Origin of the sequence: Achromobacter sp. NPDC058515 (assembly GCF_042721735.1) — a bacterium.
Classification (GTDB): domain Bacteria; phylum Pseudomonadota; class Gammaproteobacteria; order Burkholderiales; family Burkholderiaceae_B; genus Achromobacter.
In genome coordinates, this window is the sequence record NZ_JBHXNI010000013.1 from 143,869 (window position 1) to 157,724 (window position 13,856).

General features: G+C 68.1%; 14 protein-coding genes and 1 pseudogene. 8 read left to right on the forward strand and 7 right to left on the reverse strand.

The genetic code is table 11. From position 1 onward, the window contains the following. Nucleotides 1–208 precede the first annotated feature (208 nt). Nucleotides 209–1,045: a DUF4189 domain-containing protein gene (locus ACFWP0_RS21495; RefSeq protein WP_377845429.1), complete on the forward strand. Its 837-nt coding sequence runs from the start codon at nucleotides 209–211 to the stop codon at nucleotides 1,043–1,045. 38 nt (nucleotides 1,046–1,083) lie between these two features. On the opposite strand, the gene ACFWP0_RS21500 is transcribed toward ACFWP0_RS21495, so the two are convergent. From ACFWP0_RS21500 to ACFWP0_RS21510, 3 genes are all read right to left on the reverse strand, one after another. Further along, the gene (locus ACFWP0_RS21500; protein WP_377845431.1) at nucleotides 1,084–2,073 is read right to left on the reverse strand and encodes a tripartite tricarboxylate transporter substrate binding protein; all 990 of its coding nucleotides are present in this window, start codon (nucleotides 2,071–2,073) and stop codon (nucleotides 1,084–1,086) included. A gap of 45 nt (nucleotides 2,074–2,118) precedes the next feature. Continuing rightward, on the reverse strand, nucleotides 2,119–3,162 hold the full coding sequence (locus ACFWP0_RS21505; RefSeq protein ID WP_377845433.1) for a hydroxyacid dehydrogenase: 1,044 nt from the start codon (nucleotides 3,160–3,162) through the stop codon (nucleotides 2,119–2,121). Between the two features lie 208 nt (nucleotides 3,163–3,370). Beyond that, nucleotides 3,371–4,270 (reverse strand): LysR family transcriptional regulator, encoded by a 900-nt coding sequence (locus tag ACFWP0_RS21510; protein ID WP_377845435.1) that lies wholly within the window; start codon nucleotides 4,268–4,270, stop codon nucleotides 3,371–3,373. A gap of 154 nt (nucleotides 4,271–4,424) precedes the next feature. Here ACFWP0_RS21510 and ACFWP0_RS21515 point away from each other — a divergent pair, with 154 nt between their 5' ends. Continuing rightward, a complete protein-coding gene (locus ACFWP0_RS21515) occupies nucleotides 4,425–5,618 on the forward strand; it encodes an alpha-hydroxy acid oxidase (protein ID WP_377845437.1) in 1,194 nt (397 codons plus the stop codon). Here ACFWP0_RS21515 and ACFWP0_RS21520 read toward each other — a convergent pair. From ACFWP0_RS21520 to ACFWP0_RS21530, 3 genes and pseudogenes are all read right to left on the reverse strand, one after another. Next, a complete protein-coding gene (locus ACFWP0_RS21520; RefSeq protein WP_377845439.1) occupies nucleotides 5,542–5,919 on the reverse strand; it encodes a PepSY domain-containing protein in 378 nt (125 codons plus the stop codon). The two genes, ACFWP0_RS21515 and ACFWP0_RS21520, sit on opposite strands and share 77 nt — an antisense overlap. Before the next feature lie 58 nt (nucleotides 5,920–5,977). Then, nucleotides 5,978–6,370: pseudogene (locus ACFWP0_RS21525) on the reverse strand (DUF4880 domain-containing protein); the annotation flags it as partial. 87 nt (nucleotides 6,371–6,457) lie between these two features. Then, nucleotides 6,458–7,411: a LysR substrate-binding domain-containing protein gene (locus ACFWP0_RS21530; protein WP_377845441.1), complete on the reverse strand. Its 954-nt coding sequence runs from the start codon at nucleotides 7,409–7,411 to the stop codon at nucleotides 6,458–6,460. Between the two features lie 92 nt (nucleotides 7,412–7,503). On the opposite strand from ACFWP0_RS21530, the gene pcp reads away from it, so the two are divergent. The 6 genes from pcp (at nucleotide 7,504) to ACFWP0_RS21560 (ending at nucleotide 12,565) form a co-directional block, all read left to right on the forward strand. Further along, on the forward strand, nucleotides 7,504–8,151 hold the full coding sequence (pcp, locus tag ACFWP0_RS21535; RefSeq protein ID WP_377845443.1) for a pyroglutamyl-peptidase I: 648 nt from the start codon (nucleotides 7,504–7,506) through the stop codon (nucleotides 8,149–8,151). 16 nt (nucleotides 8,152–8,167) lie between these two features. Beyond that, complete coding sequence (locus ACFWP0_RS21540) at nucleotides 8,168–9,067, forward strand: alpha/beta fold hydrolase (protein ID WP_377845445.1); 900 nt, start codon at nucleotides 8,168–8,170, stop codon at nucleotides 9,065–9,067. Between the two features lie 88 nt (nucleotides 9,068–9,155). Continuing rightward, nucleotides 9,156–10,097, forward strand: a complete 942-nt coding sequence (locus tag ACFWP0_RS21545) for a TauD/TfdA dioxygenase family protein (protein WP_377845446.1) — start codon at nucleotides 9,156–9,158, stop codon at nucleotides 10,095–10,097. Beyond that, nucleotides 10,094–11,116 (forward strand): Bug family tripartite tricarboxylate transporter substrate binding protein, encoded by a 1,023-nt coding sequence (locus tag ACFWP0_RS21550; RefSeq protein ID WP_377845448.1) that lies wholly within the window; start codon nucleotides 10,094–10,096, stop codon nucleotides 11,114–11,116. Before ACFWP0_RS21545 ends, ACFWP0_RS21550 begins: the two co-directional genes overlap by 4 nt. A gap of 144 nt (nucleotides 11,117–11,260) precedes the next feature. Further along, nucleotides 11,261–11,611, forward strand: a complete 351-nt coding sequence (locus ACFWP0_RS21555; RefSeq protein ID WP_377845450.1) for a VOC family protein — start codon at nucleotides 11,261–11,263, stop codon at nucleotides 11,609–11,611. A gap of 9 nt (nucleotides 11,612–11,620) precedes the next feature. Next, nucleotides 11,621–12,565: a CysB family HTH-type transcriptional regulator gene (locus ACFWP0_RS21560; RefSeq protein WP_377845452.1), complete on the forward strand. Its 945-nt coding sequence runs from the start codon at nucleotides 11,621–11,623 to the stop codon at nucleotides 12,563–12,565. 231 nt (nucleotides 12,566–12,796) lie between these two features. Here ACFWP0_RS21560 and ACFWP0_RS21565 read toward each other — a convergent pair whose 3' ends face one another. After that, nucleotides 12,797–13,633, reverse strand: a complete 837-nt coding sequence (locus tag ACFWP0_RS21565) for an alpha/beta fold hydrolase (RefSeq protein ID WP_377845454.1) — start codon at nucleotides 13,631–13,633, stop codon at nucleotides 12,797–12,799. Nucleotides 13,634–13,856: the final 223 nt, after the last annotated feature.

Genomic DNA, 13,856 nt, shown 5'->3' on the forward strand with positions numbered 1-13,856 from the left:
TTTGTGTGCGGAGGGCGAGCGCGCCGCCCGCTTACGTCCTGCTTAAGAAAGTCCGACATTTTTACCGGAAAACGGGGCCAGGGTCCGGTCAACAAGGTGTGAAATTTGTTACGCAATATGCCGGTCGAGCGTTCGCATAGAGGGACGGAGCAGAGGAGGTGTTTGCTAAGATCGTCCCCGCTAAATCCACTCGATCCGGTAACCGACGATGATGCCTGCCCGTTTTCTCCCCCTGATCCGCGCCGCGTTCGCCGCGCTTGCCCTGATGGCGGGCCTGGGCGCTCCCGCCGCGCATGCGGCCGAAAAGCTCTATGGCGGCATCGCCACCGACGGCAAGCACTCCAAGATCTACTGGGAACTGCCCGAAACCTCGGGCAAGGAAGCCGAAGCCGCGGCGCTGGCCGAGTGCCGGCGCGCCGGCGGCAAGGACTGCAAGGTGCTGAGCTGGTTCTCGGACAGCTGCATGGTCTATGCCCGCAACTCGGTCCAGGATCTGTTCCCCGGCAACAGCGTGTCGCCCGAGATGGCGGCCAAGAAGGCCATTCGCCGCTGCACGGCGGGCAGCCCCGACGGCAAGTGCCGCCTGACCACGATGCCGCTGTGCGTGGGCCCGGGCTATAGCGCCGAGGACATGCAGGCGCCGGCGCGGGCAAAGCCCGCTGAACTGGAAGCCCTGTCGGCCCGGCTGAACCAGCGCGCGTACTGGGGCGCCATCGCCGAAAAGGAGTCGGGCGACCTGGTTTACTCGGACGGCTATCCCAACGAAAACGATGCGCTGTCCAAGCTGCTGGAATGGGAAGACTGCGTGGGCTGCACCAAGGTGCTGACCTACACGGACAGTTGCGTGGGCCTGGCCTGGGCCAAGGGCGCCAAGGGCCGCGGCACCAGCTTCACGGCGCTGAACCCCGACCCGAAGACGGCGCGCAACGAATCGCGCGCCGCCTGCACCGCCAAGACCGGCAACCCGGCCTGCGTGGCCATGGTGCGCTGCTCGGGCCGCGCGTACATCGACGGCTACGCCGGCGAGGACGAGAAGCCCAACTAGGGCCTGTTCACACTACAGGCCCTGAGTCCCTTGGGCGCCTACTTGTCCAGCCAGGGCGCTTCCTTCCAGAGCTGCCGGAATTCGGCTTCGCCGCCAGCCAGTTCCTTGGCGTAGTCCGCCGGCGGCAGGTAGCGCAGCGGGGCGAACATATCCTTCGCCTTGGCCTGGAATTCCGGGTCGTCCACCGTGCGCTTCACGGCGTCGACCAGCTTGGCGCGCACTTCCTCCGGCAGCCCCTTGGGCGCCGCCAGGCCGCGCAGCGACGCCAGCTCGAAGTCGTATCCCTGTTCCTTGAAGGTGGGCACGTCGGGCAGCGCGGCCGATCGCGTCTTGCCCATCTGGCCCAGGAAGCGCAGCGGCGTGCCGCCTTTCTGGTATTGCAGCGCTTCGCCCACGTTGATGGCGCCGATGGTGATCTCGCCGCCCGCCAGCGCGCCGCGCACTTCGCCCGCGCCCTTGTACGGGATATGGCTGAGCTTGGTGCCGGATGCGCGTTCAAAGCGCAGCATGGCCAGGTGGTCGTCCGAGCCGGTGCCGGTGGTGCCCACGGTGGCCTTGCCCGGATTCTGCTTGGCATAGGCCGACAGGTCTGCCAGGTTCTTCAGCGGGTTGTCCTTCAACACGGTGAATGCGCCGGGATCGTCGATCAGGTTGCCCAACAGGTCGTAGCTTTGCCAGGTGAAGCTCGATTTGCGCTCGATCGGGATGGTCAGGAGATTGGGCGTGTTGATGAAGCCGATGGTGTAGCCGTCGGCTTGCGCGCGGGCCAGCTCGGCAAAGCCGATGGCGCCGCCCGCGCCGGGCCGGTTCAGCACCACGATGCGGGCGTCGCCGCCCAGGTGCTTTTGCAGGAAGGGCGCCATCATGCGGGCCACCAGGTCGGTGCCGCCGCCGGGTCCATAGGACACGATCAGGTTGATGGGGCGTTCGGGGTAGCCGGCCGCCTGGGCGCCGCCGGCAAAGAGGGCGGCGCCTGCCAGCAGGGAGGCCAGGGTGCGCAGCGTGCGGCGCTTGTATTGTTGTTGCATGGGTTGTCTCCTCTTGGGATGAATCGGCGGCTTGCTGCCGCACTGTTATTTCAGGTTTGCGATGCGTGCCGCGGCGATGGGCCAGACCTCCGGATTGATGAGCTGCGGCGGCCGTTCGCCGCGCAGCATCGCGATAAGCTGGGTGGCCGACGAGCGGGCGACATTGCGCCGCGCTTCGTGCGTGACGCCGGCCGTGTGAAAGGTGGCGACCACATTGGACAGGCCCAGCAGCGGGGCGTCGCGGTCGGGCGGTTCCTGGCGCCACACGTCCAGGCCCGCGCCGCGCAGGCGGCCGGCGCGCAGCGCGTCGTAAAGCGCGGCTTCGTCGTGGATGCCGCCGCGCGCGGTCGAGATGAACACCGCATGCGGCTTCATCGCCGCGAAGGCCTGCGCGCCGAACATGCCGCGCGTGGAGGCGTCCAGCGGGCAATGCAGCGAGACAAAATCCGATTGCGCCAGCAGCTCGTCCAGCGCGACGGGTTCCGCGCCGCGGCTGCGGATGGTGTCGGCGTCCAGCAGCGGGTCATGCGCGAGCACGCGCAGGCCGAAGCCTTGCGCAATGCGGGCGACGCGCGTGCCGATCTGTCCGATGCCCACCAGCCCGATGACGCCGCCATGGATCTCATGGCCCATCAGGTCTTCGCGGGTAAAGCCCGCGTCGTGGCGCAGCCGGTTGTGCGACTCGACCACGCGGCGCTGCACGGCCAGGAGCAGCGCATAGGTATGTTCGGCCACGGACGCGGCATTGCCGCCGGCCTGGTTCACCACCGCGATGCCGGCGGCCGTGCAGGCGGCCACGTCGACCGTGTCGTACCCCGCGCCGCCGGACGATACGCACACCAGGTCCGGGCATTGGGCGATCAGCCCGGCGTTCACGAACCACTGGCGGGGGAGTTCGTCCTTGGCCGCGGACACGTGATAGGCATGCGCCGTCTTCAGGCCGGCCAGCGTGCGCGCGTCGCCGCCGCGCGCGGGCAGCACCGACAGCGAGATGCCGGGCGCTGCGCCGACGATCTCGTCGAACACCGGGTTCAGCCACAGGTCCAGCCGGCACAGCCTGGCCGTCTTGTCCTTCGCCGCCGCCGTCACAGTGCGCCCCTGGCCTTGAGCGCGGCGTCGACCCAGGCGCGGTAGCGGCCGGCGGGGCGGTCTTGCAGGGTGAAACCAAAATCCGGCATGGCGCTCTGTCTCCGTGGGTGTGCTTTCGAGGCGACTCTACCCGGCGCTAAACAGGAGATAAAGCGAATAATTTGCGCTTCGATAAATCGCTTTTTAGAAAGCATTCGCCTTGCGGCGACTACGCCAGGCAGGTCGGCGCGTGGAAGTCCAGGCAGTCCTGGGCCAGCGCGCGCAGGCTTTCCAGCATGGGCCGCGTGTCGTCGCGGCGCCACTGGAAGGTGTAGGGCAGCGGGCGCAGGGGCGCGAAGCCCGGCAGCGGCCGCACGTCGCCGCGTTCTATCAGGATGCGGGCCCAGGCGGTGGGCAGAAAGCCCAGTCCCAGGCCCTGCCGAAGCATGCCGGCGATGCCGCCCCAGCTGTTGCAGCATTGATTGCGGCCGGGCGATACGCGCTGCTCGGTCAGCCAGTCGTCCAGGATGCGGATCGCCCCGGAGCTTTGCGGCAAGGTGATGAGCGTGAGGCCCGGCAGGTCCGCGGGCGTGAGCGCGGCGGGGTCGGGCACGGCGCGCGCGGATGCGACCCATTCGAATTCGGCGCTGCCGATCAGGCGCGACGCGATCGAGGCGCGCGACGAGGGGCCGGCGATCACCGCGAAATCCAGTTCGCCTTCCTCAAGGCCGCGCTCCACCAGTTCGCCCACGCCCACGAACGGCTCGACCAGCAGGTTGGGGTGCGCCCGCTGGATGGCTTCGATCAGCCTCGGCATCCAGGTCAGCGAGGTGAGTTCGCCCGCGCCGAAGCGGCAGCGCCCCGAATAGGTGAGGTTGTTGCTGGCCTGCTGCATGAACTGGTCGGCGTTGCGCAGCAGGTCCTTGGCGTGCGGCGCGAGCTGTTCGCCCAGCGCCGTCAGCGTGGCGCTGCGGGCGCTGCGGCTGAAGAGATCGGCGCCGATGGAGGCTTCCAGTTCGCCGATGCGCTTGGACAGCGATGACACCGAGATATTCAGCCGGTTCGCGGCGATGGCGAAGTTCTTGCAGGTAGCGGCCCAGTAGAAGGCTTCGAGTTGCTTGAGCGTCATGGCGGGGTGAACCGATGGTGAGGGCGAATAAAAGTGTAGTGACGAGGATCGATAAAGTCACTTTATTCAAACTGGCGCCGCGCCTATAGTCGTCCGCCAACACCGACGAGAACCGGCGCGCCCGCCACGGGCCCGGCGCCGCGAGGAGCCCAGCATGTCCGACCCCCTGCGCCATCTGCTCAGCCTGCATGATTTCGAGCAGGCGGCCAAGAAGCGCCTGCCCAAGCCCATCTACGCCTACGTGTCCGGCGCGGTGGAAGACGGCCAGTCCGAACGCGGCAACCGCCAGGCCTTTGCCGGGTACGGATTCCGGCCCAAGGTGCTGGTGGACGTGTCCGGCCGCAGCACGCGGGCCGCGGTGCTGGGCCGCGAGTACGCCGCGCCCGTGGGCGTGGCGCCGATGGGCATCTCGGCGCTGTCGGCCTATCGCGGCGACATTGTGCTGGCGCGCGCCGCGGCGGACGCCGGCGTGCCCTGCATCATGAGCGGGTCGTCCCTGATCCGCCTGGAGGCGGTGATGGCGGCCGCGCCCGGCACCTGGTTCCAGGCTTACCTGCCGGGCGACGACGCGCAGATCGCCGCGCTGATCTATCGGGTGGCCGCCGCCGGCGTGTCGACCCTGGTGCTGACGGTGGACACGCCGGTCGCCGCCAACCGCGAGAACAACGTGCGGGCGGGTTTTTCCACGCCGCTGCGGCCCAGCCTGGGCCTGGCCTGGCAGGGGCTGACGCATCCGCGCTGGCTGTTCGGCACCTTCCTGCGCACGCTCGCGCGCCATGGGATGCCGCACTTCGAGAATAACTACGCGACGCGCGGCGCGCCCATCCTGTCCGCCCGCGTGCTGCGGGATTTTTCGGATCGCGGCCACTTGAACTGGCAACACGTGGCGGCCATCCGCCGCCGCTGGAAGGGGCAGATGGTGATCAAGGGCATCCTGCACCCGGACGATGCGCGTGCGGCGCGGGCGCAGGGCATGGACGGCATCATCGTGTCCAACCACGGCGGCCGGCAACTGGACGGCAGCATCTCGCCCCTGCATGCCTTGCCCGCCGTCGTGGACGCGGCGGGCGGCATGGACGTCATGCTGGACAGCGGTGTGCGGCGCGGGTCCGATGTGCTGAAGGCGATGGCGCTGGGCGCGCGCTGCGTCTTTGTGGGCCGGCCCTTCAATTACGCGGCGGCGGTGGCCGGGCAACGGGGCGTGGCGCATGCCATCGCCCTCATCGTGCAAGAGGTCCGGCGCAACATGGGCCTGCTCGGCGTGGTGGACCTCAGCGCACTGGACGCGGATTGCCTGCTGCGCCTGTCTGCCTGCGTTTCTTCGGCAGATAGAGATACAGCCCCGTGAGCAGCGCGGCGATGGTCGCCAGGTCCAGCAAGGCCCAGATCAGCTTGAGCGGCAGGCCGGCGTAATTGCCGAAATGCAGCGGCCGCGAGCCCTCCAGCAGCCACATGTACCAGGGCGGCGGCTCGGCGCTGATCAGCGCGCCGTCGGCGATGCGCACGACGACCGGTTGCAGCAGGTGCTGCGTCAGCGTGCTGCGGCCCTGCATGAAGACGGTGTAGGCGCCTTCGGACGAAAACAGCGAGCCGGGCAGCGCGAGGAAGCTGATGTCGCGATCCGGCAGCGTGCGCCGGGCCAGGTCCACGGCGGCTTGCAGCGGCCTGGAAGTAGGCCTGGCCGCGATGCTGGGTCAACCGGCGCCGCGCCTGGCTGAAGCTGACCGACAGCGCGGAGTCGCTGCCCAGCTCGACGGCGCTGCCATCCGCAAGGACGATGCGGCGCCGTTCGCCAATGCCGCTGCGATAGTCCGCCAGCCAGTGCTGGCGCGACAGCGCATACAGGGCGGGCACGGCCGCCACCGCGGCAAGCGCGCCCAGCACGGCGCGGCGGCGGTGCATGCGGTCGGCGGCGGGGCGCACTATCTCGAAACGGTTCCACAGCGCCTGCGCCCGCGCATAGGCGGCGGGGTGGGCCGGGTCTTCGTCCAGCCAGCGCGCAAACGCGCGGCGGTCCTGGTCGGCGGCGTCTTCGTCGTTCAGGCGCGCCAGCCATTCCAGGGCGGCAAGGTAGACCGGGTCTTGGGCGGGAGCGGCCATGTCTCAGGCCGGATCCAGCAGCGCATCGAGCTGCGCATCGAGCTGCGCCATGGCCGCCACCACCTGCGAGATCACGGTGTTGCGGGTTTACGACGGCGCCCGGGCTGTAGGGGCGTTCCCGCCCAGATCCCGCACCGCGTTTTCGATCAGCCCCTGCAGCCATGCCAGGGCCGGGTCGGCGGGGGCGCGGCGGCTGCTGATCATGTCTATGCCGAAGGGGCCGGGATCGACTTCCGGCGGCAGGGGGCGCAGGCTCAGGTCCTTGCCCGCCAGCCGCAGCGCGGCGCGGCGCGCCATTGTGGCGATCAGGTCCGTGCCGAGCACCGCGTGGGGCAGGGCGACGATATGCGCGAAGGTGCAGGCCACGCGCCGCTTGCGGCCCAGCCGCGCCAGGCTGGCGTCCACCACGCCGCGGGCCGAGCCGTCGTCGCTGGGCACGAACAAGGCATGCGGCAGCGCCGTGTAGCGGTCGAGATCCAGCTTGCGGCCGCGCAGCGCGGGATGCCGCTTGTCCGCGATGCAGATAAACCGTTCTTCATACAGGCGCGTTGCGCGCATGCGCTTGGGCGGGGTCAGGTGGCCGCCGATGGCGATGTCCACGCTGGCGTTGTCCAACTGCTCGTAGAGGGTGGCGCGGTCCAGCCGGGCGATGCGCAGGTCCGCGCCGGGCGCTTCGCGCCGTAGCCGGGCAACGATATGGGGCACGATGACGATGTCCGCATAGTCGCTGGCCGCGATGGTGAAGCGCCGGCCCTGCGCCGCTTGCGGGTCAAAGCCCGCGCCTTGCTCCAGCGCGCGCCGTATCTGGTCCAGCGCGGCGCCGATGGCGGGCATCAGCGCCGTGGCGCGGCCGGTGGGCTGCATGCCGTCGGCCGTGCGTAGGAACAGCTCGTCCTTGAAGACGCGTCGCAGGCGGTTCAGCGCGCTGCTGACCGACGGCTGGGCGCGGTGGATGCGCTGGCCGGCCAGCGTCACGTTGCGCGTTTCGTACAGCGCCTCGAAGGCCACCAGCAGGTTCAGGTCGATAGACGATAGATTCATACAGTCAATAGTACGAATAGCGATTATCGATTTCAAGAATTTAGGCCTGCGCCTCTACCATGGCCGGCATGCAACACAACAAGGAAGCCGCAATGCCCACCGTGCTGATCACCGGAATTGAACCTTTTGACGGCGAAACGCTGAACCCCTCCTGGGAAGCCGCCAGGCGCCTGGACGGCCAGGCCGTCGCCGGCGCCCGGCTGGCGGCGCGCCAACTGCCGTGCGTGATCGGCAAGGTGGCGGGGGTGTTGCGCCAGGCGATCGAGGACGTGCAGCCCGATCTGGTGATCTGCCTGGGCCAGGCGGGCGGACGCAGCGATGTGTCCGTCGAGCGCGTGGCGATCAATGTGGTTGACGCCCGCATCCCCGACAACGAAGGGCGCCAGCCCATCGACGAGCCGGTGGTGGACGGCGGCCCTGCCGCGTACTTCTCGACCCTGCCCATCAAGGCCATTGTGCGCGACCTGCGGGCGGCAGGCGTGCCGGCCTCGGTGTCGCTGACGGCGGGCACCTACAACTGCAACACCATCTTCTATGGCCTGGCCCATTACATCGCCACCGAACGGCCCGGGCTGCGCGGCGGTTTCGTGCATGTGCCGTATCTGCCCGAGATGGCCGCGCGCCATCCAGGCCAGCCCAGCCTGGCGCTGGACGTGCTGGTGCATGGGGTGAAGATCATCGTGGCCACGTCGCTGGCGGTCACGCAGGACATCAAGCTGGGCGGCGGCGCGCTGCATTGAACGGGAGCAAACGGCAATGGACGCATTGATGAACGCGGACGCCTTCGCGCTGGATGGCGTGAGGTTCCAGCATCGCCGGGTGCTGGTCGATGGCCTGGGATATCACGTGGTGGAGGGCGGCGCGGGCCCCGCGCTGATCCTGCTGGCGGGCTTTCCGCAGAGCTGGTACGCATGGCGGCGCGTGATGCCGCTGCTGGCGCCGTACTTCCGCGTGTTCGCCGTGGATTTGCCGGGCCAGGGAGATTCGGACAAGCCGCTCGACGGCTACGACACGCGCACCGCGGGCGAGCGGCTGCGGGCCTTGTTCCACACGCTTGGGCTGACCCGCTATGCGCTGGCCGGCCATGACATCGGCGCGTGGATCGCGTACCCGTACGCGGCGCGCCATGCCGACGAGGTCGAGCGCCTGGTGCTGCTGGACGCGAACATTCCCGGCGTGACGCTTAAAGCCTCGATTGAACTGGGGCCCGACAGCTGGAAGAGCTGGCACTTCCTTTTCAACAGCGTTCCCGACCTGCCTGAAGCCTTGCTGGCCGGCCGGGAACGCATCCTGATCGAATGGTTCTTCTCGCGCAAGACGGCCAACAAGCCGGGCGTGTTCAGCCGCGCCGACATCGACGAATACGAACGCGTGCACCAGACGCTGGGCGGCTTGCGCGGGATGCTGGGGTACTACCGCGCGGCGGTCGAGGACGCCGCGCAGAACCGCGCCTTGCGCGACACGCCGCTGACGGTGCCGGTGCTGGCGCTGGGCGGAGACCGGGGCAGCGCGCCCGACCTGCATGAGGCGCTGCGCCCCTTGGCGCGCGACCTGCAGGGCGGCGTGCTGCAGGACTGCGGCCACTATCTGCCCGAGGAGCAACCGCGAGAACTGGCGCGGCGCATGCTGGAGTTCCTGACGGCCAGGCGCGCCTAACAGGATATTTTCACATTGCGTATCGGTATTTGTTGAGCTTGCGCGCCGCACCTATTCTGTTTTTACACAACACAGATCGAGGCGGCACATGACCACACTTGAACGCATGCGGCTGGACATCCGGCCGCTATCCGTCTTCACCGGCGCGGAGATCCACGGCGTGGACCTGACGCAACCCTTGAGCAGCGCGGAGGTCGACGAGATCAAGGCCGCGCTGCTGCGTTGGAAGGTGGTGTTCTTTCGCGACCAGCACATCGACCACGCGCGGCATCTGGCGTTCGCCGAGTATTTCGGCCGGCCCACCTCGGCGCATCCCTACGATGCCAACCCGCCCGAAGGCTATCCGCAGATCCGCACCATTTCCTCCAAGTCCACCACCGGCCGCCGCGGCGAGCGCTGGCACACCGACGTGACCGGCGTGGTCAATCCGCCCGCGGGCTCCATCCTGCGCGCCGGCCGCCAGGTGCCGGCCTATGGCGGCGACACCGTCTTCACCAACCTGGTGGCGGCGTATGAGCATCTGTCGCCCGCGGTGCGGGCGCTGGCCGACGGGCTGCGCGCGCGGCACCAGTTCGGCGGCTACAACGGCGACTTCGACAACCAGACCGTCTATGCGCAGCGCGTGCAGGCGAGCCCGCTGGTGTCCGAGCACCCCGTCGTGCGGGTGATTCCAGAGACGGGCGAACGCGCCTTGTTCGTCAACCCCGGCTTCACGCGCCGCATCAAGGACGTAAGCGAAGAAGAGAGCCGCCATCTGCTGAATCTGTTCTTCGAGGAAATCACGCGGCCCGAATACACCGCGCGCTTTCGCTGGCAGCCCGGCAGCATTGCCTTCTGGGACAACCGCGCAACCGCGCATCAGGGGCCGGGCGACTTCGCCTACCTGGACGACGAGCGGGTGCTCTACCGCATCACGCTCGAAGGCGATGTGCCCGTGGGCGTGGACGGCCGGCATTCGAACGCCGTGCTGGGCAAGCCGTTCGGCGCATTCGGCACGGAACGCGGCGCGCAAACCGGAGCGGCGGCATGAGCATCAAACGCAAACCGGCCGTCCGGGCAGCCCTGGGACTGATCGTGGGCGTGGTGCTGGGCGCCGGACTGCTGAGCAACTTCGCGGGCTCCGCGCCCGTGGCGGGCGAGGACGCCAATCGCTATCCGAACCGGCCGGTCAAGATCATCGTGCCGGTGTCGGCGGGCGGCAGCGCCGACAAGCTGGCGCGCACGGTGGCCCAGAAGCTGGGCGAAAAGTGGCATCAAAGCGTGGTGGTCGAGAACCAGCCCGGCGCCAGCAGCGCCATCGGCAACGCGGCGGTCGCGCATGCGCGCGGCGACGGCTACACCTTGCTGCTGGGCGGCGACGCGCTGTCGCTCAATGCCTTGCAGCCGGGAAAACTTCCTTACGACCCGGTGCGCGACCTGCAGGGCGTGACCAAGGCGGTCGTCAATCCGCAGCTGCTGGTGGTTCGACCGGGCCTGGGGATCAAGACCTTCCAGGAGTTCGTGGCGCTGGTGAAGCAGCGGCCGGGCGAGATCTCGATGGCGCTGCCAGGCGGCACGGGCAGCCTGCAGCACCTGGCGGTGGAACTGCTGAACGAGCGCATCGGCGCCAAGACCAACCAGATTCCGTATCCGGGCGGCGGGCCGGCCACGCTGGACGTGCTGGGCGGGCATGTGGACGCCATGCTGATCACGCTGGCCGCCGCGACCGAGAACGTGCGCAACGGCAAGCTGGTGGCGCTGGCCGTCACCACACCCTATCGCTCCAAGGCGCTGCCGGACGTGCCGACCATCCAGGAAGCCGGCCTGCCGGACTATGTGGTGGAAAGCTGGCAGGGCTTTTCGGTTCCCGCGTCCACGCCGCGCGTCGTCGTGGACCGCATCAACCGCGATGTGGTGGCCGTGCTGCGCGAGCCCGAGACCGCCGCGCTGCTGGAGAACCTGGGCTTCACCATCGCCGCCACGGCGCCCGAGGCCGTGGACCAGACGGTGCGCGACGACATCGCCACGTACCGGAAAGTGATCGCCTCGGCGCAGGTGAAGCTGAAGTAGCGCCAAAGAGCGCGGCGCGCAAGGCATATGCAAATTAGCCGTTCTCTTTAGGGTTTCTGGCTATGTAGAAGCAATTACAACCTCTTTGTCTGGTTGTACCTCGCGGTACTAGAATTTGCCCTGTTCCACGGCTGGCGGCAGGGCATGTCTACTCTTCTTTCGATCGACTCGGTACAGCTTCCGTTCTTGTCGCGCCGGCTCGACGCGGTGCGCGAGTTCTACCTGCGGGTCATCGGCCTGGACGAAGTGGCTGGCGCCGGCGACGACCGCCTGCGCTTTGCGCTGGGCGAGGCGACTCTGTCGCTGTCGCCGGTCGAGGAAGTCAGCCGCGCGGTCAGGCCCGACTACCTGGCCATCAAGACCCGCGCCTATGACGACATCCTGGCCCGCCTGCGCCTGGCGGGCCATCATCCGGTCTGCTCGCTGCCCGACGTCCTTCCGCGCATCATGTACGTGAAGGACCCTTCGGGCAATCAACTGGCCATCCTGGGCTGAAGGCGCGCAATGAATTTTCAGCAACTCCGTTCCGTGCGCGAAGCCGTGCGCCAGGACTTCAACCTGACCGACGTCTCCGAAAGCCTCCATACCTCGCAGCCCGGCGTCAGCCGGCAGATCCGCGAGCTGGAGGAAGAGGTGGGCGTGGACATCTTCGTGCGTTCGGGCAAGCGCCTGATCGGCCTGACCCCGCCGGGCGAACTGATCCTGCCGCTGGTCGAGCAGATCCTGCAATGCGCCGACAACATCCGCCACGCGGGCGCGGAATACGCGGACAGCCGGACGGGCGTACTGTCCATCGCCGCGACGCATTCGCAGGCGCGCTATGCCTTGCCGCCCGTCATCAAGGAATTCCGCCAACGCTACCCCGAGGTGGTGCTGCATCTGCACCAGGGTTCGCCCAAGCAGGTTTCCGAGATGCTGCTGGAAGGCGAGGCCGACATCGGCGTGGCCACCGAGGCCGTGGCCGATTATCCCGGGCTGGTGAACCTGCCGTGCTACCGCTGGAGCCACAGCATCATCGTGCCCCGCGGCCATCCGCTGGACCGCCAGCCGCCGGACCGGCAGCACGAGGGCGTGAGCCTGTCGCAGCTGTCGCGCTATCCCATCATCACGTATGGCCGCGGCTACACGGGGCGGGCGCATATCGACGAGGCCTTTGCGCGGGCCGGCATCACGCCCGACATCGTCATGACCGCCATGGATGCGGACGTGATCAAGACCTATGTGGAGCTGGAGCTGGGCGTGGGCATCGTGGCGGCGGTGGCCTGGGACGCCGAGCGTGACACGCGCCTCTGCGCCATCGATGCGCGCCACCTGTTCGAGATCAACCTGACGCGGCTCGCCATCCGCCGCGGCGCCTGGCTGCGCGGCTACGCCTTTCACTTCATCGAGATGTTCGTGCCCACGCTGACGCGCGAGCTCGTGGAGCGCGAGCTCAAGGGCGACGCCTGAGGCGAAAAGCCTTGGACCCCAGGCGCGCAACGCCCGCCGCATATCCATAGACGCATTTCTACGTTGTCCGGCCCGAGGCGCCGGGCGTAGGCTGACCCATTCCTCCTCCATGGACCGGGTTCCCTCATGAGCACACCAGCACCCGCAGCCGAGACGGCGCAGCTGGAGCGCGGCGGCAGCGCGGGCCATCCGCCTGATCGCCGCCGGCTAGGGCGGCGATCAGGCGTCCGGTCACCCCTTGATGAAGGCGAGCAGGTCCGCGTTGAGCACCTCCGCGTGGGTGGTCAGCATGCCGTGCGGAAAGCCCGGATACACCTTGAGGGTGCCGTTCTTCAGCAGCTTCACCGACAGGCGCGAGGCGTCGTCGATCGGCACGATCTGGTCGTCGTCGCCATGCATGACCAGCGTGGGGACCGAGATCGCCTTCAGGTCTTCGGTCTGATCGGTTTCCGAAAAGGCCTTGATTCCCTCGTAATGGGCCTTGGCGCTGCCTATCATGCCCTGGCGCCACCAGTTATCGATGATGCCTTGGGAGACCTTGGCGTCCGGGCGGTTGAAGCCGTAGAAGGGGCCCGCGGCCACATCCTGGAAGAACTGCGCGCGATTGTCGGCCAGCGCCTTGCGAAAGCCGTCGAACACCTCGATGGGCGTGCCGCCCGGGTTGGCCTCGGTCTTCACCATGAGGGGAGGGACGGCGCTGACCAGGATCGCCTTGGCCACGCGGCCTTGCGGCTCGCCATGCCTGGCCACATAGCGCGCCACTTCGCCTCCGCCCGTGGAGTGGCCGATATGCACGGCGTCGCGCAGGTCCAGGTGTCCGGCCACGGCGGAGGCGTCGGCGGCGTAGTGGTCCATGTCATGGCCGTCGCTGACCTGGCTGGAGCGGCCATGGCCGCGCCTGTCGTGGGCGATGACGCGAAAGCCCTGGGCGAGGAAAAACAACATCTGGGCGTCCCAGTCGTCGGCCGACAGCGGCCAGCCGTGATGGAACACAATGGGCTGGGCCGTCTTGGGGCCCCAGTCCTTGTAGAAGATGTCGACGCCGTCGGGGGTGGTGATGGTGCTCATGGTCAGTTTCTCCAGGGGGGTGTGCCTCAGGAACAGACTAGGGCCTTGCGCGCCGGTCGAACATACTGCGCTGGGCTTGGCGCGTCGTGCAAAGGTATAGGCGGAGGGCAGGCCAGACGCGCCACGATGACTGGCTGAGGATGATGCCTCGAAATAGGGCTTAATTCCGGCGCAATTCTGCCGTTACACCTCATGCAACCAAGGGGGAGATGGATGGGCAACG

Coding starts and splice junctions, on each gene's coding strand:
- ACFWP0_RS21495 (WP_377845429.1), top strand. CDS start 209: ATGATGCCTGCCCGTTTTCTCCCCCTGATCCGCGCCGCGTTCGCCGCG.
- ACFWP0_RS21500 (WP_377845431.1), bottom strand. CDS start 2,073: ATGCAACAACAATACAAGCGCCGCACGCTGCGCACCCTGGCCTCCCTG.
- ACFWP0_RS21510 (WP_377845435.1), bottom strand. CDS start 4,270: ATGACGCTCAAGCAACTCGAAGCCTTCTACTGGGCCGCTACCTGCAAG.
- ACFWP0_RS21515 (WP_377845437.1), top strand. CDS start 4,425: ATGTCCGACCCCCTGCGCCATCTGCTCAGCCTGCATGATTTCGAGCAG.
- ACFWP0_RS21530 (WP_377845441.1), bottom strand. CDS start 7,411: ATGAATCTATCGTCTATCGACCTGAACCTGCTGGTGGCCTTCGAGGCG.
- pcp (WP_377845443.1), top strand. CDS start 7,504: ATGCCCACCGTGCTGATCACCGGAATTGAACCTTTTGACGGCGAAACG.
- ACFWP0_RS21540 (WP_377845445.1), top strand. CDS start 8,168: ATGGACGCATTGATGAACGCGGACGCCTTCGCGCTGGATGGCGTGAGG.
- ACFWP0_RS21545 (WP_377845446.1), top strand. CDS start 9,156: ATGACCACACTTGAACGCATGCGGCTGGACATCCGGCCGCTATCCGTC.
- ACFWP0_RS21550 (WP_377845448.1), top strand. CDS start 10,094: ATGAGCATCAAACGCAAACCGGCCGTCCGGGCAGCCCTGGGACTGATC.
- ACFWP0_RS21555 (WP_377845450.1), top strand. CDS start 11,261: ATGTCTACTCTTCTTTCGATCGACTCGGTACAGCTTCCGTTCTTGTCG.
- ACFWP0_RS21560 (WP_377845452.1), top strand. CDS start 11,621: ATGAATTTTCAGCAACTCCGTTCCGTGCGCGAAGCCGTGCGCCAGGAC.
- ACFWP0_RS21565 (WP_377845454.1), bottom strand. CDS start 13,633: ATGAGCACCATCACCACCCCCGACGGCGTCGACATCTTCTACAAGGAC.